The following is a 19131-nucleotide window of genomic DNA, read 5'->3' on the forward strand; positions in this document are numbered from 1 at the left end:
GATCTTGCCACCTCCCCCCTCAAGGGGGAGGTGGCAAGATCATCGCCCGATCTCCAAAAGATCGCGCCGCAAACCGTCCGGATCGCCCGACGAAAGCTCGGCCTCGACGGCGGCATGGGTCTCGCGCCAGATCGGCACGGCGGCCGAGAGCACGGCGGCGCCGTCGGCGGTCAGCCGCAGCCGCTTGCCGCGCCGGTCCTTCGGGTCGGTCTCGATCGACACCCAGCCGCGCCGCTCAAGCGGCTTCAGCGCCGCCGTCAGCGTGGTTCGGTCCATGGCGAGCAGATGCGCGACCGGCCCCATCGGTGGCGGCTCCGGACGATTGAGGGCCATCATCAGCGAGAATTGGCCATTGGTGAGCCCGAGCGCCTTAAGTGCCGTGTCGAAGCGGCGCGCCAAGGCCCGCGCGGCCCGTTGGGCATGCAGGCACAGGCACGTATCGCGCACATGAATGGTGGTGGAATAGGGAATCAGGGGCTCGGTTGACATATATCAAATATGTTGATATCAACCTAAATGTCAAGATGAAACCGGGCCCGGAGGAGGGGAGAATGGAACATTCTGTCGTATCCCGTGAGGAATGGCTTGAGGCGCGCCGCGCCCTTCTCACGAAGGAAAAGGAAATGACCCGGATGCGTGACCGGGTGAATGCCGCGCGCCTGGCGCTGCCCTGGGTCAAGGTCGACAAGGACTATGTCTTCGACACCCCCGCCGGCGCCAAGACGCTGACCGAGCTGTTCGACGGCCGCAGCCAGCTGGTGATCTACCATTTCATGTTCGGCCCGGACTGGGAGGCCGGCTGCCCCGGTTGCTCCTTCCTTGCCGATCACCTGGACGGCGCGATCGTCCATCTCAACAATCACGACGTTTCGTTCGTCTGCGTGTCGCGCGCTCCGCTCGACAAGATCGAGGCCTACAAGCGCCGCATGGGCTGGCATTTCCCCTGGGTGTCGTCCTTCGGCTCCGACTTCAATTTCGACTACCACGTCTCCTTCACCAGGGAAGAACTCGCTGCCGGCCCGGTCTTCTACAATTATCGCGAGACGCCGGCCGAAGACGCGCATGACGAATTGCCCGGCCTGTCGTCCTTCTACCGTGACGCCGATGGAACCGTGTTCCACACCTATTCCAACTATGCCCGCGGCGGCGAGGAAATGCTGGGCACGATGATGATCCTCGACTGCGCCCCGCTCGGCCGCAACGAGGGCTCGACCATGGACTTCGTCAAGCGCCATGACGAATACGACACCCGCCCGAAGGCGGCGGCCTGTTGCCATTGAAGGTGAACCGAACCGAGGAGGAGAAGTCATGGAATTTTCCAAACCCCGCGAGGAGCACCGCTTTCTCGAAAAACTGGTCGGCGACTGGGTGGTGACCGCAAGCACCGGACACGAGGGCTACGATCCGAACGATCCGGCGAAGGTCTGGACCGAGACCGTTCGCTCGGTCGGCGGGCTGTGGTTCATCGCCGAGGGCAGGGGCGCCATGCCCGACGGCAATCCCGGTCAGATGGTCATGACGCTCGGCTACGACCCCAGGCTCGGCCACTATGTCGGCACCTGGGTCGGCTCGATGATGGACAAGCTCTGGATCTACAAGGGCTGGATCGAGCCGGACGGCAAGACGCTGACGCTGGAAGCGGAAGGCCCGAGCTTCGAGGACCCGGAGAAGACCGACGTTTATCATGATGTCATCACCTTCATCGATGATGACCGGCGCACCTTCTCCGGCAGCGTGCGCCTGCCGGACGGCACGTTCAAAACCTTTATGACCAGCGAGATGCAGCGCCGGGCCTGAAGCTTGCAGAGTTGCCGGGACGAACCGCGCCACAAGCACGGTCGCGTGTCCGTGTAAGGCCCCCTGCCCATCCGACGCATGCCCCGCATGGGCCCGCTCCGAGGAAAGGAACGCATGATGAAGGTCACACAGAATCTCTGGTTCGAAAAGGATATGGAAGAAGCCGTGCGCTTCTACACCTCGCTGATCCCCGGTTCCTCTGTGGATTGGATGTCGGCGGTTCCCGCCGACACCCCGAGCGGCCCGGCCGGCAGCGTCAGGCTCGCCGGCTTTACCCTCGGCGACCAGCGCTACATGGCGATCGAAGCCGGGCCGCTCGATCCGTTCAACCACAGTTTCTCCATCATCGTCGGCTGCGACAGCCAGGAGGAGATCGACCGGCTGTGGGAAGCGCTGAGCGAGGGCGGTCAGGTCGAGCAGTGCGGCTGGCTCAGGGACCGCTTCGGCCTCTCCTGGCAGATCACCCCGACCCGGCTCGGCGAACTGATGTCGGACCCGGATCCGGCCAAGGCGAAGCGCGTCACCGAGGCCATGCTGAAGATGGTGAAATTCGACATTGCCGGGCTCGAGGCTGCTGCCCGGGGCTGACGCATCATTGACGCATATTGAACCGGGCCGCCGGCCAAGGCTGGCGGGCGGTCAACACTGATCCGTATTCCGCAACCGAAGAGAAAAGGAACGGTCCATGCAAGGCACCTTCATCTGGTACGAACTGATGCCCACCGACGCGCCCTCTGCCGTCGAATTCTACACCAAGGTCGTCGGTTGGACGGCCAAGGATAGCGGCATGCCCGGATATGACTACACGATCCTTGGCATTCCCGGCTACGACATGGGCGTTGCCGGCGTGATGCAGCTCACCGACGAGATGAAGGCCAAGGGTGTCCCGCCGAACTGGGCGGGCTATGTCGCCGTCGATGATGTCGATGCCATGGCGCAAAAATTCGCCGACAATGGCGGGACCGTCCGTCACGCGCCGGAGGACATTCCCGGCGTCGGCCGTTTCGCCGTCGTCGCCGATCCGCAGGGTGCGGTGATCAGCCTGCTGAAGGTCATCATGCCGGAAGGGCCGATGCCGCCGGAGCCCGCCTTCGGCACACCCGGCGCCTTCGGCTGGACCGAACTCATGGCAGGAAATGCCGAGGAAGCCTTCGCCTTCTACCAGAAGATGTTCGGTTGGGAAAAGGACATGGCCGTCGACATGGGCGAAATGGGCACCTACCAGTGCTTTGCCAAGAACGGCAAGGCGTTGGGCGGGATGATGACCAAGCCGCCCATGGTGAGCGCACCCTTCTGGGGCTATTACATCACGGTCGATGCGATCGATGCGGCGGCCGAGCGCGTGCGCCAGGGCGGCGGCAAGATCCTGTTCGGGCCTGAGCCCGTGCCCGGCGGCAGCTTCATCCTGCAATGCCAGGACCCGCAGGGCACCTATTTCGCGCTGTCCGCGTCGAAGCGCTGACGTCTCGTGTCCTGAGCGTGTCAACTTCAGCCTCGCCCGGTCCAATTTTGGGTGGACCGGGCGAAAGCCGTATCGGCGATCTGCGATTCCGCACCGGTTCTGCTATGGGCAGAATGCCCGGCGCGACCAAGCTCCCTTGGCGGCCCGGCATGGTTCTGCTCAAGACACGGATAGGCTCATGAAAACAACCCTGATCGCCGCGCTTTTCGTCATCGCCCTGCCGTTCGCAGCCCTTGCCGCCGAGATCCGCTTGCCCGCCGATTCACCGGTCGCGAGCGTCACCATTCCCGACAGCTGGAACCCGACCGAAATCGACCACGGCGTCGAGGCGGTCTCGCCGGACGATGCAGTCTATCTGTCGATCGAAGTGGCGGACGAGCAGACCACCGACAAGATCATCGACGACATCTTTGCCTTTCTCGATGAAAACGGCGTGAAGGTCGATCCGGCCACCCAGACCGAAGCCGACAACAAGCTGAACGGCATGGATGTCTCGACCATCGACTGGGAAGGCGAAGACGAGGATGGCCCGGTTTCGGTCGGCGTCACCCTTCTGTCGCCGAGGCCCGGAAAGCTCCTGCTGATGACCTATTGGGGATCGAAGGGCGAACAGGAGAAGCATCTCAACGACTTTGTCGCCATCATCGCGTCGATCAAGCCGGTCAAGTGACAAAGACAGGCGGCGCCGGCCATTGGCCGCGGCCGCCGACTACGCCGCCGCTGCGGTGCGCTGCCGGTAGAGATGCGCAAGCATCGCGCAGGCGAGCGCCCATCCGGCCCCGATCGACCAGCCGGCGAGCACGTCGGTCGGATAGTGGACGCCGAGATAGACGCGGCTGAGGCCCACCATGACCGTCAATAGCACCGCCGATCCGAGGTAGAGGATCTTCTGGCCCCGGCTCTCCGTCATTTCCGCCAGAAGCGCGCCGAGCGTCAGGTAGACCACCGCCGAAACCGTCGCATGGCCGCTGGGGAAACTGGTGGTGAAGACGCGTGCGACGCCGGTAAGGTCCGGGCGAGGGCGGTCGAACAGCGATTTGAGCCCGCTGCTCAAAAGCGTGCCGCCGATCACCGATGCCGTCAGAAACCATCCCGTCCGCTTCCGTTCGATGAGGAAGAGATGGAGGACGACGACCGTGATCAGGATTGCGAGAACGGTAAAGCTGCCGAGCGCGGTGACGTCGCGGGCGGCTTCCTCCAGCCAGGCCGGGCCGATCGGGTCGGTCGGATCGCCGGGCGTTCGAAAGGCCATCAGCACGGCCTCGTCGATCTTCATCGTCTCGCCGTCGCTCACCTCGTCGGCGATCAGGCCGAAGCCGCCCAGCAGAACCGCCAGAGCAGCGCCTGCGGCATAGGAGGATGTCGAGCCGCCCACTTTGTGCCAGATCATCTGTCGTCTTCTTCCGTTTCACAAACCGACGCGGAGCATGTGACCCCATCAATCGCCGAAAGATTGCCGCCGAGATTTTCACCAAGGCAAGCGGAGAACGCGCATTGGCGCGCTCTGGCAGGCATGGCAGGGCAGGGGAGATCTACGGCCGAGGGGAAGTCCTGGCGAACAGTGCCGTCAGCCGGCCTTGGCCGTCTTCTTCGTCGCCCGCTTGGCGGGCTTTGCCGCCTCTTCCGGGGCGGCTTCGGCTTCGCGCAGTATACGCAGCGCCTTCAGCTTTTCGGTCTTCTTGTCGCGGGCCGTCGATTCGGCCGCGATGATGGCGCGGGCGGTATGATCGGTCGTCGCCGCCTTGTCGCGCGCGTCGACCCTGCCGGGCTTGAAGAATTTGTCCTTGGTCGCGGTCATGGGATCAGCCTTCCGAAAGGGGACGGAGGACGGCTTGCGCCCGATGGCGGGCGCAGGCCGCGGGTGAGGCCATTAACGGGTGCGCACGGCAGCCTTCTTCGGCATCGGCAGCAGGCCTTCGCGCTGCATCTTCTTGCGAGCCAGCTTGCGCAGGCGGCGAACGGCTTCGGCCTTTTCGCGAACGCGCTTTTCAGAAGGCTTTTCGAAGGCGCTGCGGGCCTTCATTTCGCGGAAGAGACCTTCGCGCTGCATCTTCTTCTTCAGTACCCGGAGTGCCTGGTCGACATTGTTGTCTCGAACGAGAACCTGCAAGGGATTTCCTTTCCATCGGCGCCCGAGCGCCGTTTAGTGTTAGAGGGTTGAAAGACTAACGCCCGACGCGGATCGAGGAGGGCTTCAGCCAGGGTTCGGCCTTGACCGTCGCCTGCTGCTGCTTCTCCACTGTTCCCGACGACGTTTCAATGCCGTCGATGTCGGACAGGGTGACGCGGCGTTCGAAATTCTCCGCGTCGAAACGGACGCGGTATTCCGGCTCGCCATGTTCGGCGGGCAATACCGTAATGATGCGACAGGCCTGCCTGTTCCGGCTTGTGCCGGAAATGCCGTCCCGAAGCAGGACCCGATCACCCACACGGGGAGACGATTTACGCATGATAGGGTCCTTTCACGACCTGTCCCGCGGAACACGAGAACCTGGGACAAATCAAAAAGGCCGGGCGTTACCCCGACCTCTTCCTGTCACTCAAAGCCTTGACTGCCGGTACATCCGTGGTCAGTCGCGGCGAATGACAATTATGCGGCCCGCAGGTTGTCCGCCGAGTTCTTGCCCGACTTCTTGTCGCGCACGATGTCGTAGGAAACCTTCTGGCCTTCAACGAGTTCGCGCATGCCCGACCGTTCAACGGCGGAGATGTGAACGAATACGTCGGTCGAGCCTTCGTCAGGCTGAATGAAGCCGAAGCCCTTGGTGCTGTTGAACCACTTTACGGTGCCAGTATTCATAACGATATCCTTTCAATCGTTGGGTTCGCCGGTGAGATATTCGTCCGGCTTGATCGACGTTGAGAGGAAATCTGACGGTGCGCCGTGGCGCGTAGACAAACACACTAGCAATCTTCGATAGCGGCAATATAAACCTTTTGCCACGGATTGCAATGAACGAATGAAGAATCTTCGGGACTTCGATTTTCACGCGAGATCGAATCCGCCCCATGCCACGCGGGCAGGCGGGCCGAGACGCCACGCTGACAACGGCCTTTATCTCACGCCACCAGCCCCTGGGCGATCTTGTAGCGCACCTCCGTCTGCTTGTCCTTTTCCGCCGGCCGCTCGAAGTGGTGGACGAAGATCCGGACCGCCTCATGCAGGCTGGTTGTGGTCGCGAAAGCCTGGCGATTCGCCTTTTGGTAGGGCTTGGCGATCTCCGCCAGCATGATCTCGACATTGCGTTGCGGATCCCTCAGCACATGATCGGGAAAGCCCGCGCCGACGCCGCCGTTCTGGTTGAGCTGGAAGAGGCCGAAGCTGCGCTCGCCCTTGAGGTTGGACGCGTCCGGGTCGAGGCCCGATTCGGCGATGGCATTGGCGATGGCGGCGATCTGCTGGGGCGTGCCATAGCCGTGCGCGGCGAACTTGGCGGCGATCATCTCGGCATGTTTGCGGCGCGCGGGCTTGATGCGCGAAGACGCATAATTGATCGCGCCGGGCGAGACCGGCACGCCGCCGCTCGACTGAAGCATTCCCGCGACGTATCTTTCGACCGCGCTGGCAATGAAGGGCCGGCTTTCCTCGAAGGCGTCCTGCAAGGCGCCGGCGATACGCTCGATGATCTGCTGTCCGGTCTCCCCCGCGAGCAGCGCCGCATCCCGCCCGGAAAGCGGCTCCGTGTCGCGCCGGTCCTGGTCCGCCGTGCTCGCAGCCTTTGCCAGAAGGTCCGCCCTGCGGGTGGCCGGCGTTTCGATCGCCAGCACGGCGGCCTCGCGCCCCAGGATCTGCGACAGCAGCAGCTGCGCCATCGATACCGGCCGGCCCAGCGCCTCGGCGAGCACCTCCTGCGCCTGCGCCGCCATGATCGCGAACAAGGTGCACTGTGCGCGCCAGTCAAGGACGTCTTCGGCACTGTAGTGGATCCCGTAGCCGGGATCGGCGCCTTGCAGCGCCCACTCCTTGGCGGAAAAGGCAAAGAGGCCGTGACCGGACGAGCCGACCGGCGGGGTTTCGCGCACATTGCTGCGCAGCTGCGCGACGGCCATCAGGTAGAAGGCGTTGCCGCCGAACATCGAGGCCTGCTCGACGCAGTGCCGTGCCACCAGGTCCTTGTCCAGCGGACCGAGGGTGTCGGCCGCCTTGTCGATCGCGTCGTCGCTGATCCACCCCTCGGTCTTTTCCCCGGTCGAAAGCCTGATCTTGGTCCAGGGCAGCTGCGTGTCGTCGACAATTTCGACCTTCATTCCGGCCTCGGCCTTCACGCCGAGTGGCTTGCCGCCGCGTTCATCCCGCATCATGCGGGTCTGTTTCATCACCGCCATGGATCAGATCCTCCCTTCCATCTTCGTCATTCGTCGCGCGACAGGTCTCCCACCTCGAACGCGTTCTTCACACCACGCGCCGAACAAGTCCTGTCGCCGGCCAGTTGCGCCACCTTGTCGAGCAGCCGGACATCCTTTTCGGTGAGGCCGTTCGCATCGAAATCGGGGCGCTCCTCGCCACGGCCGCGGAAGAATTCCTTGATCGCGGCGCGTGTTTCCGGCCCGAGTTTTCGGTCGGGCGTCAGGCAGAGCGTGCGCTGGATGCGCGCGACCACCTCCGGATCGATCATGCTTTCATAAGGCCCGCTCGGCTTCGGGCGTGGCGATGACGGCAGCGGCGCCGAGGCGCTCGTCGGCGCCTGCAGCGCGCGGACAACCTCCGCGCTCCTGATGCTCGCCACGGCGAGCGTCACCCCCGAACTGCCCGGATTGGCCTTGGCGGTCGCCGTTGCTGCGCCGATATGCTCGATCAGCTGCGCCTCGATGCCGGCCGGCAGGCACAGGTCGAGATAGCCGCGAATATGGCTGTAGGCGATAACCGGCGAAGCCGCGATCGCCTCTTTCTGCCGCGCGGTGCCGTCACGATAGGCCGCGGCGAGCTTGGCGACGAACTGCCGGGTGGGCGCCGGCGGCAATTGGTAGAGATAGGTGCCGGCGGCAATGTCCGTCAGGCTTGAGCTCAGTCCGAAGGCCTGCGCCACCACGGCCATGCTCAGCTGCGCGGCGCCGGTGACGGCCAGCACCGCATTGGTGGTCTGGCCGATGACGGAAATCGCCGATCGTGCCGCGTCGCGCTTGCGCTGCAGCTTGAACAGCCGGTCGAAATATTGCGAGCAGCTGTCATCGACATAATTGAAGCCGGCAATCGTCACGTCGTACCAGTCGACGGTCCTGTCGCCATAGCCCGCGTCGCGCACCAACGCGTCGAGTATCCTTGCCCGATGGCTGGCCGCACGCTCGACATCGGCGGCGTCAAGGACCGGCGGTAGCCCGCCATAGAACTGATCGGCCGTGGTGCACGACGAGAAACAGGCGATCGCGGCGAGCATTGCGATGCCGCGCACCTTGCCGATCAAGGACCATGCTGAATTGTCCGACATCATGTCCCCCATGCGGCGGAATGCCCACCGAGCACCGCCGTGCGCATTCATGCGCGCCCCGGAAAACAATACATCGTCCGAAATGCAATTTAAAGGAGATTTATTTCTATATTACACATACTAAAAGTTGCATCTGATGGTGCGCGACGCCCGCATGTCCCGGGTCGATAGGACAGCGGGCGCCCCTCCTTGCCCGCCGGACGCTTCCCTTCCGCGTCGGGTGGCCTATGCTGGCCGCGGCTCGCTGTCCTGGACCCCGTTTGCGGAGCATGTGATGATCGGTTCGATTGTAAGGGTGGTGATCTACGGTCTGCTCGGCCTTGTCGGCCTGCCGATCACAACGACGTTGCTGGTGCTGGCGCTCTCCCACGCCTTTGACCCGCGCTGCGGCACGCCGGGCGATTCGGGTGGCTGCGAAATGGGTGCCGTCTCGATCGGCGTGATGGCCGCCCTTCCGGGGCTCGCCATCGGCGTGGCCCTTGCCATTTTTCAGGAGTGGCGCAAACGACAGCGTGGCTAGTATCAGGGCTTCTGATGGCGCAGCGCATTGACCAGCAGCGAAAAGGCTGGCGAGGCATGGCGGCGGCTTGGATAATAGAGGTGGTAGCCGGCAAAGGGCGGCGTCCAGTCGTCCAGCACCTGCATCAGGCGGCCCGCCGCAACATGATTGCACACCATGTCCTCGAACAGGAAGGCGAGGCCATAGCCATCGAGCGTCGCCCTCAGCACCTGGCCCACATCGTTGAAGATCAGTTGGCCCTCGACCCTCACGCGGAGTTCCTGGCCGTCCTTCTCGAACTCCCAGGCATAAATGCCGCCATAGGTCGGCAGGCGCGTGGTGATGCAATCGTGCTGGGTCAGGTCGCGCGGCGAAAGCGGTGTCGGGCGGTTCGCCAGATAGTCCGGCGCGCCGACCACGACGAGGCGTGCGTCCGGCGCAATGCGCACCGCCACCATGTCCTTTTCCACTTGCTCGCCGAACCGTACCCCGGCGTCGAAGCGCTCGGCGACAATATCGGTCAACGCCAGATCGGAGAACAGCTCGACCCTGATATCGGGATTATGCCGCAGCACCGGCGAGAGCTTCGGCCATAGTACGGTGTCGATCGCGTGCTGGGTGGCGGTGATGCGGAAACTTCCGGCCGGACGGTCCCGGTATTGGCCGAGAACCTCGAGTTCCTGCTCGATGCTGTCGAAGGCGGGCCCAAGGGCCGCCAGCAGCCGTTCGCCGGGCTCCGTCGGGGCAAGGCTGCGGGTGGTGCGGGTGAGCAGCCGCACGCCGAGCCGTTCTTCCAGCCGCCTGACGATCAGGCTGAGCGAGGACTGCGACGTGCCGAGCCTTGCGGCCGCGCGGGTAAAGCTGCGCTCCTCCGCCACGCGCCGGAAGGCCATCAGGTCGCCCAGCTCTTCGCGTCGCATTCATTGATCCTCGATATAGGTGCAATCTCTTTATGCAGTCTAATCGAATTAAACCAGATCCGCTATGGTCTGTCGCAAGGGGTGGCGAGCCACCCGGCTCAACAAGGCTTGCGGGAGCGCATCATGGACATCAAGAGAGTGGGAACGCGACCCTCGACCAAGGGGCCGGCGGACTGGTTCACCGGCAGCGTGCGCATCGATCCGCTGTTCCAGGCGGAGACACCGGCCCGCGCCAATGGCGCCGCCGTCACGTTCGAGCCCGGTGCCCGCACCGCCTGGCACACCCATCCACTCGGCCAGACGCTGATCGTCACCGCGGGCCTCGGCCTCGTCCAGCGCGAGGGCGGACCGATCGAGGAGATCCGCCCCGGCGACGTGGTCTGGTTCGCGCCCGGCGAAAGACACTGGCACGGCGCCTCGCCGACCGTCGCCATGACCCATATCGCCATCCACGAGGCCCTCGACGGCAAGACCGTCGACTGGCTCGAACAGGTTACCGACGACCAGTATTCCGGCCGCTGATCCTCCCCGCGGCCGGCCCCACCCCGGATATTCCGGGGTTTCATCCCTCAACATCACTGGAGAATGCCATGCTGACCAAGGCCTTCGGCGCCTATGCCGCCGACAAACCGCTCGAGCCGATGCAGATCCCTCGTCGCGATGTGGGGCCGAACGATGTGCAGATCGCCATCGCCTATTGCGGCGTCTGCCATTCCGACCTGCACACCGTGCGCTCCGAATGGGCCGGCACGCTCTACCCGTGCGTGCCCGGCCACGAAATCGTCGGCCATGTCACCGCCGTCGGCTCGGCGGTCTCCGGCTTTAAGGTCGGCGAAACGGTCGGCGTCGGCTGCATGGTCGACAGCTGCCAGAGCTGCTACGCCTGCGACGACGGCCTCGAGCAATATTGCGAGCATGGCTTCACCGGTACCTATAACGGCAAGACGGCCGACAAGCCCGGCCATACGCTCGGCGGCTATTCGCAGTCGATCACCGTCCGGGACAAGTTCGTCGTCAAGGTCCGCCATCCGGCCGAACAACTCGCCGCCGTCGCGCCGCTTCTCTGCGCCGGCATCACGCTGTGGTCGCCGCTGCGCCACTGGAAGGCCGGACCGGGCAAGAAGGTCGGCATCGTCGGCATCGGTGGTCTCGGCCACATGGGCGTGAAGCTCGCCCGTGCGCTCGGCGCCCATGTCGTGGCCTTCACCACGTCCGAGAACAAGCGCCAGGCCGCGCTGGATCTCGGCGCGCATGAGGTGGTGGTGTCGCGCAATGCCGACGAGATGAAGGTCCATGCCAACTCCTTCGACCTGATCGTCGACACGGTGGCCGCAAGCCACAATCTCGACAGCTTCGTCAACCTATTGAAGCGCGACGGCACGCTGACGCTGGTCGGTGCGCCGGAACATCCGCATCCCTCGCCGGCCGTCTTCCCGCTGATCATGAAGCGTCGTTCGATCGCCGGTTCGACGATCGGCGGCATTGCCGAGACCCAGGAGATGATGGATTTTTGCGCCGAGCACGGCATCGTCGCCGACATCGAGATGATCGCGGCAAGCGAGATCGAAGAGGCCTATGCCCGGATGCTGAAGAGCGACGTGAAATACCGCTTCGTCATCGACAGCGCGACGCTCTGAAGGCACTTCCGCTTCTTCCCGACGGGGAGAGGGCGGAGCCCCGGCGGATCACACCCTCTTCTCCCCAGCGGGGAGAAGTGCCGAACGCGCCGCGACGTTTCCGGCCTCCTCTCCCCAGCGGGGAGAGGAGGCCGAGCGAAGCGGAGGCGGGGTGAGGGGGAACCGCGCGCGCCAAGGCAACGAGCCACGCGCCATGCTCCCGGCCTTGCTTCGCCCCCGTCATCCGGCGCTACGCGCCACCTTCTCCCCGATGGGGAGAAGACAGCCCGACAGCGCTCGCTCGGCCAAGGAAGGCAACGATCGTCGCGTGGCGAATGGGCGTTCGAGGCGGTCGTGAACGAGGACCCCGCCGGTCTTACTTGTTCTGCAGCAACCACATCTTGCCGGCCATGGTAATGCCATGGGCGGACTGGTCGACGGCGGTGTCGCTGTTGATTGCCTGCAAAAGGCCGTGCTCGCGCAATTCGTTGACCGTGGTCGTCTTGATCGACTTGATCTTCTGCGGCCGCTCCTTGAAGCGGTCGGTGCGGGCATAGGTCACCTGCGCGTTGAGGTGGGTCCAGTTATTGCCTTCTGCGGGAAAAAGGTCGCCATCCTTGGCGAGTTTCAGTCCGCGGATCTGGACGGGGGTGAGTTCGAGCATGGTCGGTCCTTGAAAATCTGTCGTGGTGTCGGTTCGAGTGCCGCGGCCGGCTTCAGACTGGCCGCTGGCCAATCAGGCGGCGGCGAGTGCGCTTTCGGCCTCGCGGAAGGAGAGCAGCCGGCCGCGCTTCTCGTCCCACAGGGCGAGCTTGACGCACGCGAAGCTGTCGCGAAGCGTGATGCGGCCGATGCCGGCGAGTTGCGGATGGTCGCGCAACACTTCCGGCAGGCGGTAATAGGGAATGCGGCTGGCCAGGTGGTGGACGTGGTGAATGCCGATATTGCCGGTCAGCCAGCGCAGGGCGAGCGGCAGGTCGTAATGCGAGGCGCCGTGCAGCGCGGCCTTGGGAAACTGCCAGTCATCGCCCTTCGACCAGTGCGTCTCCTCGAACTGGTGCTGGACATAGAACAGCCAGATGCCGGTGGCACCGGCGATCAGCACGATCGGCAGGTGGATCACCAGGAAGGGCACGAGGCCGACCGCCCAGATCATCAGGGCAGACACCACGGCAATGCCGAGATTGGTGCCCATGGTCGAGATCCACGGCTGCGCGCCGTCCTTCATCATGCCAAACGGCAGGCGCTGCTTGAACAGGAAGAGAAAGGCCGGGCCGATGCCGAACATCACCGCCGGGTGACGGTAAAGGCGATAGCCGAGCCGGCCGCGCGGCGAAAGCGCGCGATATTCCTCGAGCGTCAGCGTGGTGATGTCGCCGATGCCGCGCTCGTCGAGATTTCCGGCGCTGGCATGGTGGGCGGCATGCGCCCGCCGCCAATAGCCGTAAGGAGTGAGCGTCAAAACGCCGATCAGCCGGCCGGTCCAGTCGTCGAGCCCGCGGCGGGCAAAGAACGAGCCGTGGCCGCAATCGTGCTGGATCATGAACAGGCGCAGCAGAAAGAAGCCGGCCGGAACGATGGCGATGAGGCCGAGCCAGACGCCGTTGACCAGCGAAAGATAGGCAAGCGTCCAGAACAGGACGAACGGAACCAGCGTGATGACCAGCTCGAAAGCGCTGCGCCCGAGGCGCGGCTGTCGATAGCGCGCCAGGATCTTCAACCACGCGCCGACATTCTCATCGGCAGGTGCAGTAGGTGCGTGGATGGTGACGTGGGCGTTCATATAGTCCGATCCGTTTGTTTCAAAGGCGCGCCAAGCCGGCGCTGGCTTCCTCGGAAGCTGCGCGCGTCCTTGCGTGCGGCTCGAGGGTGCAATTTTAACGAGTTTAATTCTTGCTTGCATCCCTGACGTTCAGGGCTGTGCAAACGCAAAAAGGCCAGACATTCGCCTGGCCTTCTCAACTTCTTTAAGCCCGCCACGCCAGTACATCCGTGGTCGCGGCTAGCTGAAGCTTCAAGCGGCCTGCAGCTGGCCGGCGGACATCTTGCCCGACTTGTTGTCGCGTTCCAGCTCGAAGGAGATCTTCTGGCCTTCGACGAGATCGCGCATGCCGGCGCGCTCTACGGCCGAGATGTGGACGAATACGTCCGCGCCGCCGTTGTCAGGCTGAATGAAGCCGAAGCCCTTGGTGGAATTGAACCATTTTACTGTGCCGGTGGTCATGACGAACCCTTTCATAGCAACATTGAGATCCGCCGAACGACGCTCGACGGTTGATTTCGACTTTTGAGAGGGGGAAGTTCGTCCAGAGGCGCAGGCGCCATAAACAAATATCGGCAAACAAAGTATCGATCAGCCATAGATACACGCTCGCCCGTCCGGCGTCAACTTTTTGTTTGTGTTCCTTTTGTGTGCGTCCATGGGTTGCACTCACCCCTTGGCCGCATCCACGGCGAAGTTGTGCTGCCGCCGGGCCAGGGGCAGGGGAGCGCGTCTCTTCGGCGAATGAGGGCGGGCGGGAATACCGCGGATGCACGGGCGTGTGCCGTTGGCTGGCGCCTTAAGGGCGCGCTAACGAGGAAACGGCAAGAAAAGGCCTCTCCCGCCCTACCGCTTCAGGCTTCCCAAAATCCCGCGCACGATGGCCCGTCCGACCGAGTTGGCGACCGAACGCGCCGCACTCTTCATCGCCGCCTCGATCACCGTTTCGCGCTGATAGCCCGAGGTCCGGCGGGTCGTCGTCTTGGTCGTGCGGCGGTCGTCGTCGTCATCGTCCTTGTCGCCGAAGCCCGGAAGCGACCAGCGGCCGGCGGCCGAATCCTTTTCCGCGCCGCGCGCTTCGCGTTCCTCTTGCGTGCGCCGGGCGGCCTCGGCCTCGGCCGCCTTCTGCTCGCGGGCCATCAGGATCTCATAGGCCGATTCCCGGTCGAGATCCTTGTCATAGACCCCGGCGACCGGGCTGACATTCATCACCGCGCGGCGCTCGGCCTCGCTGATCGGACCGGGACGCCCAGCCGGCGGGCGCACCAGCGTGCGCTCGACGATCGAGGGCACGCCCTTGGGCCCAAGCGTCGAGACCAGCGCCTCGCCGATGCCGAGCATGGTGATCGCGGTCTCGCAGTCGAAGGCCGGGTTGGGGCGAAATGTGGTCGCTGCCGTCTTCACCGCCTTCTGCTCGCGCGGGGTATAGGCGCGCAGCGCATGCTGGATGCGGTTGCCCATCTGCGCCAGCACGGTGTCGGGCACGTCGAGCGGATTCTGCGTGACGAAGTAGACGCCGACGCCCTTGGAGCGGATGAGGCGAACGACCTGCTCGATGCGCTCGATCAGCACCTTTGGCGCGTCGTTGAACAGAAGATGCGCCTCGTCGAAGAAGAAGACCAGCCTCGGCTTGTCCGGATCGCCCACTTCCGGCAGTTCCTCGAACAGCTCCGACAAGAGCCACAGAAGGAAGGTCGAATAGAGCCGCGGGTTCATCATCAGCTTGTCGGCCGCCAAAACCGAGATCGCCCCGCGCCCGTCATTCGTGGTGCGCATGATGTCGGTGACGGCGAGCGCCGGTTCGCCGAAGAAATGTTCCGCGCCCTGCTGTTCCAGCACCAGAAGCCCGCGCTGCAGCGAGCCGACCGAGGCCTTGGAGATGAGGCCGAACTGGTTGGACAGCTCGCTCGCATGCTCGCCCATATAGTTCAGCAGCGCCTGCAGGTCCTTGAGGTCGAGCAGCGGCAGGCCGCCCTGGTCGGCGATCTTGAAGGCGATGTTGAGCACGCCTTCCTGCGCCTCCGACGCATCCATCAGCCGCGACAGCAGAAGCGGACCCATCTCGGCGACGGTGGTGCGCACCCGGTGGCCCTGCTCGCCGTAGAGATCCCAGAAGATCACCGGGAATTCCTGGTAGGCGAAATCGTCAAAACCGATCTGCGCCGCGCGCTGGTCTACCCAGTCCTTCTTCTCGCCCATCACGGCGATGCCGGAGAGGTCGCCCTTGATGTCGGCGCAGAACACCGGCACGCCGGCATTGGAAAAGCTCTCGGCCAGAACCTGCAGCGTCACCGTCTTGCCGGTGCCGGTGGCGCCGGTGACGATGCCGTGGCGGTTGCCGTATTTCAGATCGAGATATTCGCCCTTGTTGAGGCTGTCGTCGGGATTGCGGCTGGTGCCGATATAGAGCTTTCCGTCTTGAAGCATGAACCGCGTTCCCGTCCCTTGTTTCGCCGACCGGGCCGATCGGCAGATTGCGCCGGCCCTGACGCCCGTCATTCCTGACCCATCATTCCATGAATCGTCACCTTGCTGTTATAAGGATAGTGTGAAACATCGACAACAGCGCGCTCACCGCGCCGTCGCGCGTCGCGCCGCGGATGCCGGGCCTGGATTGACGGTCTCGGAAGACGGCCTCGGATGACTGCCCGGAAGAGGCACGCGAGGCAAGAACGCGTCGAGCAGAGACGCGCGGGAGAAACACGCTGCGGAGAAATGCGGCCTTGGGCGGCTCGTCGCTTGAGTTCGCCGGAAACTTCAATTACGTTGACGTTAACGTCAATTTTGCACCAGGAGGCTCACCATGAACGAACTCGTAAACCGCATCGCCGACAAGGTCGGCATCGAACCGGCCGTCGCCGAAAAGTCGGTCGGCATGATGCTCGGCTTCCTGCAGCGCGAGGCTGCCGACGGCCCGGTCGCCAAGATGATCGAATCCGTCCCCGGCGCGCTCGAGCTGGTTGCCAAGTATAATGGCGAAGGCGAAGGCAAGGGCCTGCTCGGCGGCCTGATGAGCGCCATCGGCGGCGGCGGCATCATGGGTCTCGGCCAGCAGCTGATGGCCCAGGGCCTCGGCATGGGCGAAATCTCCAAGCTCGCCAAGGAAACCATGACGGCTGCCCGCGAATATGCCGGCGACGAAGTCGTCGACGAAGTGGTGGCCTCGGTCCCGGGGTTGTCGCAGTTCGTCTGAGACGGGCGGGCAGGTTGGGAATGAAGAAGCCGCCGGAGTGATCCGGCGGTTTTTTTGTGTGTGGGGGGGCAATGTTGAAGGCGACTTCAAGCCCCCTCTTTTTGGTCATTCCGGCGCTCAATCCTCGTTTTAGGAAGCCGGTGGTCGCGGAGCCAAGACGTCTGCTAATTTCAAAGACCGGCTCTCGGAACTTAGTCGGTCCGGGGACGCGTCCCGGGCAAGGCGAAATGGTGCCTAATGTGGACCTTCGCTTCTATCGCCTCTTTATGGCAATCGTCAAACCGGGGGTGCGAGGAGTACAGCGATGGGCCCTATCTACGGGGGCTAATTTGAGATCGGAACCATTTTAAGTCTCGCATTTGTCAGTAATCTGCATATATAGGCAATTAAACAGCGAACTCGCGCGCTTATGAGGTGAAAAATGCTATTGCGCTTTGAGGCGGCGAATATCCATTCGTTCGCCGAGCTTCAGGAACTGTCTCTTGTCGCGAGTAGGCTTAAGGGCGTCGAGGGAGGGCTGCTCCCCATTCCTGGATCGACGGGTCTCCGTGCCGTTCCGGTGGCGTTGATCTATGGAGCGAACGCCTCGGGCAAGACCAATTTTGTCAAAGCGCTAATGTTCATGCGGAGCGCAATTCTGTTCTCGCACAGTCAGGGAAACCCTCTGGGCGGCGTACCGCGCAAACCATTTGCTCTCGATGAGGAGAGTGAGGCCAAACCATCGCATTTTGAGGCCGAGTTCGTTGTCGGCGGTTGTCGCTACATTTTTGGCTTCACCTGCGATAGTCGAAGTTTCCTGACCGAATGGCTCTACGCTTTCCCGGAAGGGAAGCGGCGGAAGTTATATGAACGGGAAGGGAAAAATGTGGATTTCGGTCCAACAATGCTCGGTGCGAAGAAGACCCTTGTGGAGTTCATGCGCAGCAATAGTCTGTTCATTTCTACTGCGACCCAGAACGACCATGAAGAACTTTCGGAGGTCGTAAGTTTTTTTCGAACTATGCAATATAGCGGCGCTGTTTCTGTCTCGCCAACAACTATTACCAACACCTTTAAAGAGGGGCAAATTGATCCTCGAACTATCACCTTCCTGCAGAGTACCGGGACAGGCATTGTGGGTCTTGAGCAGCTAGAAAGGGAGGTTTCAGAGCAGGATATGAACTTAAGATCTGAGATTTTTGCTATCGCCCGGAAGCATATTGGAGAAGAGGCGATGATCGATGACGAGCCGCAGGGAAAAGAGGTCGAGATTCAGCTTCTACATCAGGGTGCGGCCAAACAGTACGCGCTACCTCTTCGATTCGAAAGCGCTGGAACGAGGCGACTTCTTCTCATGATGAGTAAGATTCTCCGGGCTTTGGACAATGGAGACTTAATCATTGTAGATGAACTGGACGCAAGTCTACATACGCTGGTTGCTGAACAGATATTGGAACTGTTTAATAATCCAGAGTACAATTCGAAGGGTGCGCAACTCATAGCCACAACGCATGACACCAATATTTTGGCGTGCGATTTTCTACGAAGAGACCAGATATGGCTTTGTGAGAAAGACGACTTTGGCGTCTCACATATCTTCTCACTGGCCGATTTCAAACTGCGGCCAACTGACCGCTTCGAAAAGGGCTATCTTGAGGGCCGTTTCGGGGCGATACCATTCGCTGGTGATTTGAAAGCGCTCCGTGAGGGCGACGTTCCATGAGAGGGTCTCGCCGTTTCAGCTCTCTTCGTAGAAAAGTCGAAAATCGAACTCCCAAACAGAAGATCGTAATTTACTCGGAAGGCGAAAAGACCGAGCGCGATTATTTTGACGCAATGAGACGTTCGTTTCAAAGCGTTCTCGTGGATATCGAAATCATCGGTGGTGCGGGCGTTCCTCTCACGATTGCCAAAGCGGCCACGCTGAAGGCCCAGTCAGTGCGACGTCGGAACCGTGGTCAATCTTACGCGAGTCGCGATGAGTTCTGGGCGGTATTTGACCGCGACGAACACCCCAACGTCCAAGAGGCTATCGATCGCTGCCATCAGGCAGATGTCGGTGTAGCCTTTTCGGACCCCTGTTTTGAGCTTTGGTTGATCCTCCACTTTCAGGATTATGATCGACCGGATCATCGACATGATGTTCAGCGATACCTAGAAAGGCTCTGCGGCGACTACGACCATGCGAGACGCAAGACCACGAACTGTGAAAAGCTAATGGCACTCGTTGTCCAAGCGGAAACGCGCGCTGAAAGGCAGTTGGCTAGACGGAAGGAAGAGGGAGATCCGCCCGCTTCTCCCTATACTACGGTCTATGAGCTCACCCGCCGAATCCGGACGCGCTAGTCGTCTAGGAGCAGAAACAAGATCTCTCGCAGCCTCCCTCTGGATCGCAAACAGCGGCAATTTGTCATGGGCAGATAGTGCGCAACGATGGCGACAACGGACTAGTCCACTCGCGGCTTAAGATATGCCAC

The 19131-nt window shown here is 62.5% G+C and carries 24 protein-coding genes; 11 read left to right on the forward strand and 13 right to left on the reverse strand.

The window, feature by feature from the left end; all coding sequences use genetic code 11:
* Window positions 1–39: 39 nt before the first annotated feature.
* Window positions 40–489: a MarR family winged helix-turn-helix transcriptional regulator gene (locus DYZ14_RS16015; protein ID WP_115671111.1), complete on the reverse strand. Its 450-nt coding sequence runs from the start codon at window positions 487–489 to the stop codon at window positions 40–42.
* A 62-nt stretch (window positions 490–551) separates the two neighbouring features.
* On the opposite strand from DYZ14_RS16015, the gene DYZ14_RS16020 reads away from it, so the two are divergent.
* The 5 genes from DYZ14_RS16020 to DYZ14_RS16040 all read left to right on the forward strand — a co-directional run bounded on the left by DYZ14_RS16020 (window position 552) and on the right by DYZ14_RS16040 (window position 3929).
* Window positions 552–1280, forward strand: coding sequence for a DUF899 domain-containing protein (locus tag DYZ14_RS16020; protein ID WP_154721613.1), 729 nt, complete (start codon window positions 552–554; stop codon window positions 1278–1280).
* Between the two features lie 28 nt (window positions 1281–1308).
* Window positions 1309–1797 carry a DUF1579 domain-containing protein gene (locus DYZ14_RS16025; protein ID WP_154721614.1) on the forward strand — a complete coding sequence of 163 codons (489 nt, stop codon included), beginning with the start codon at window positions 1309–1311 and terminating at the stop codon, window positions 1795–1797.
* A 114-nt stretch (window positions 1798–1911) separates the two neighbouring features.
* Window positions 1912–2385 (forward strand): VOC family protein, encoded by a 474-nt coding sequence (locus DYZ14_RS16030; RefSeq protein ID WP_210209296.1) that lies wholly within the window; start codon window positions 1912–1914, stop codon window positions 2383–2385.
* A 97-nt stretch (window positions 2386–2482) separates the two neighbouring features.
* The gene (locus DYZ14_RS16035) at window positions 2483–3259 is read left to right on the forward strand and encodes a VOC family protein (RefSeq protein ID WP_154721615.1); all 777 of its coding nucleotides are present in this window, start codon (window positions 2483–2485) and stop codon (window positions 3257–3259) included.
* A 178-nt stretch (window positions 3260–3437) separates the two neighbouring features.
* Window positions 3438–3929: a histidine kinase gene (locus DYZ14_RS16040; RefSeq protein ID WP_154721616.1), complete on the forward strand. Its 492-nt coding sequence runs from the start codon at window positions 3438–3440 to the stop codon at window positions 3927–3929.
* 39 nt (window positions 3930–3968) lie between these two features.
* Here DYZ14_RS16040 and DYZ14_RS16045 read toward each other — a convergent pair whose 3' ends face one another.
* The 7 genes from DYZ14_RS16045 to DYZ14_RS16075 all read right to left on the reverse strand — a co-directional run bounded on the left by DYZ14_RS16045 (window position 3969) and on the right by DYZ14_RS16075 (window position 8685).
* Window positions 3969–4649, reverse strand: coding sequence for a phosphatase PAP2 family protein (locus DYZ14_RS16045; protein WP_154721617.1), 681 nt, complete (start codon window positions 4647–4649; stop codon window positions 3969–3971).
* 177 nt (window positions 4650–4826) lie between these two features.
* On the reverse strand, window positions 4827–5057 hold the full coding sequence (locus DYZ14_RS16050; RefSeq protein ID WP_154721618.1) for a hypothetical protein: 231 nt from the start codon (window positions 5055–5057) through the stop codon (window positions 4827–4829).
* 72 nt (window positions 5058–5129) lie between these two features.
* Window positions 5130–5369, reverse strand: coding sequence for a 30S ribosomal protein S21 (rpsU, locus tag DYZ14_RS16055; RefSeq protein WP_028737028.1), 240 nt, complete (start codon window positions 5367–5369; stop codon window positions 5130–5132).
* A gap of 55 nt (window positions 5370–5424) precedes the next feature.
* A complete protein-coding gene (locus DYZ14_RS16060; protein WP_154721619.1) occupies window positions 5425–5709 on the reverse strand; it encodes a cold-shock protein in 285 nt (94 codons plus the stop codon).
* A 140-nt stretch (window positions 5710–5849) separates the two neighbouring features.
* The gene (locus DYZ14_RS16065) at window positions 5850–6059 is read right to left on the reverse strand and encodes a cold-shock protein (protein WP_028737030.1); all 210 of its coding nucleotides are present in this window, start codon (window positions 6057–6059) and stop codon (window positions 5850–5852) included.
* A 260-nt stretch (window positions 6060–6319) separates the two neighbouring features.
* The gene (locus DYZ14_RS16070) at window positions 6320–7585 is read right to left on the reverse strand and encodes a phage tail tip lysozyme (protein ID WP_154721620.1); all 1266 of its coding nucleotides are present in this window, start codon (window positions 7583–7585) and stop codon (window positions 6320–6322) included.
* 26 nt (window positions 7586–7611) lie between these two features.
* On the reverse strand, window positions 7612–8685 hold the full coding sequence (locus DYZ14_RS16075) for a hypothetical protein (protein ID WP_154721621.1): 1074 nt from the start codon (window positions 8683–8685) through the stop codon (window positions 7612–7614).
* Between the two features lie 274 nt (window positions 8686–8959).
* Between DYZ14_RS16075 and DYZ14_RS16080 the strand changes: the two genes are divergently transcribed.
* The gene (locus DYZ14_RS16080; RefSeq protein WP_154721622.1) at window positions 8960–9205 is read left to right on the forward strand and encodes a hypothetical protein; all 246 of its coding nucleotides are present in this window, start codon (window positions 8960–8962) and stop codon (window positions 9203–9205) included.
* Window positions 9206–9207: 2 nt separating this feature from the next.
* Here DYZ14_RS16080 and DYZ14_RS16085 read toward each other — a convergent pair whose 3' ends face one another.
* Complete coding sequence (locus DYZ14_RS16085; RefSeq protein ID WP_154721623.1) at window positions 9208–10104, reverse strand: LysR family transcriptional regulator; 897 nt, start codon at window positions 10102–10104, stop codon at window positions 9208–9210.
* Between the two features lie 123 nt (window positions 10105–10227).
* Between DYZ14_RS16085 and DYZ14_RS16090 the strand changes: the two genes are divergently transcribed.
* Window positions 10228–10626, forward strand: coding sequence for a (R)-mandelonitrile lyase (locus DYZ14_RS16090; RefSeq protein ID WP_154721624.1), 399 nt, complete (start codon window positions 10228–10230; stop codon window positions 10624–10626).
* A 68-nt stretch (window positions 10627–10694) separates the two neighbouring features.
* Window positions 10695–11741 carry an NAD(P)-dependent alcohol dehydrogenase gene (locus tag DYZ14_RS16095; protein ID WP_154721625.1) on the forward strand — a complete coding sequence of 349 codons (1047 nt, stop codon included), beginning with the start codon at window positions 10695–10697 and terminating at the stop codon, window positions 11739–11741.
* Between the two features lie 355 nt (window positions 11742–12096).
* Here the strand turns inward: DYZ14_RS16095 and DYZ14_RS16100 are convergent, their stop codons facing one another.
* From DYZ14_RS16100 to DYZ14_RS16115, 4 genes are all read right to left on the reverse strand, one after another.
* The gene (locus DYZ14_RS16100; RefSeq protein ID WP_115671133.1) at window positions 12097–12384 is read right to left on the reverse strand and encodes a hypothetical protein; all 288 of its coding nucleotides are present in this window, start codon (window positions 12382–12384) and stop codon (window positions 12097–12099) included.
* 72 nt (window positions 12385–12456) lie between these two features.
* Window positions 12457–13503 carry a fatty acid desaturase gene (locus tag DYZ14_RS16105; protein ID WP_154721626.1) on the reverse strand — a complete coding sequence of 349 codons (1047 nt, stop codon included), beginning with the start codon at window positions 13501–13503 and terminating at the stop codon, window positions 12457–12459.
* A 231-nt stretch (window positions 13504–13734) separates the two neighbouring features.
* Complete coding sequence (locus DYZ14_RS16110) at window positions 13735–13959, reverse strand: cold-shock protein (protein WP_084638528.1); 225 nt, start codon at window positions 13957–13959, stop codon at window positions 13735–13737.
* Window positions 13960–14328: 369 nt separating this feature from the next.
* The gene (locus tag DYZ14_RS16115; RefSeq protein WP_154721627.1) at window positions 14329–15909 is read right to left on the reverse strand and encodes a helicase HerA-like C-terminal domain-containing protein; all 1581 of its coding nucleotides are present in this window, start codon (window positions 15907–15909) and stop codon (window positions 14329–14331) included.
* Window positions 15910–16285: 376 nt separating this feature from the next.
* On the opposite strand from DYZ14_RS16115, the gene DYZ14_RS16120 reads away from it, so the two are divergent.
* From DYZ14_RS16120 to DYZ14_RS16130, 3 genes are all read left to right on the forward strand, one after another.
* On the forward strand, window positions 16286–16675 hold the full coding sequence (locus tag DYZ14_RS16120) for a hypothetical protein (RefSeq protein ID WP_154721628.1): 390 nt from the start codon (window positions 16286–16288) through the stop codon (window positions 16673–16675).
* Window positions 16676–17096: 421 nt separating this feature from the next.
* Entirely contained in the window at window positions 17097–18377 is a 1281-nt protein-coding gene (locus DYZ14_RS16125; protein WP_154721629.1) for an AAA family ATPase, read from the forward strand.
* Complete coding sequence (locus DYZ14_RS16130; protein WP_154721630.1) at window positions 18374–19000, forward strand: RloB family protein; 627 nt, start codon at window positions 18374–18376, stop codon at window positions 18998–19000. Before DYZ14_RS16125 ends, DYZ14_RS16130 begins: the two co-directional genes overlap by 4 nt.
* The last annotated feature ends 131 nt before the right edge of the window (window positions 19001–19131 follow it).

It is taken from the genome of Ciceribacter sp. T2.26MG-112.2, assembly GCF_900492205.1.
GTDB lineage: Bacteria > Pseudomonadota > Alphaproteobacteria > Rhizobiales > Rhizobiaceae > Allorhizobium > Allorhizobium naphthalenivorans_A.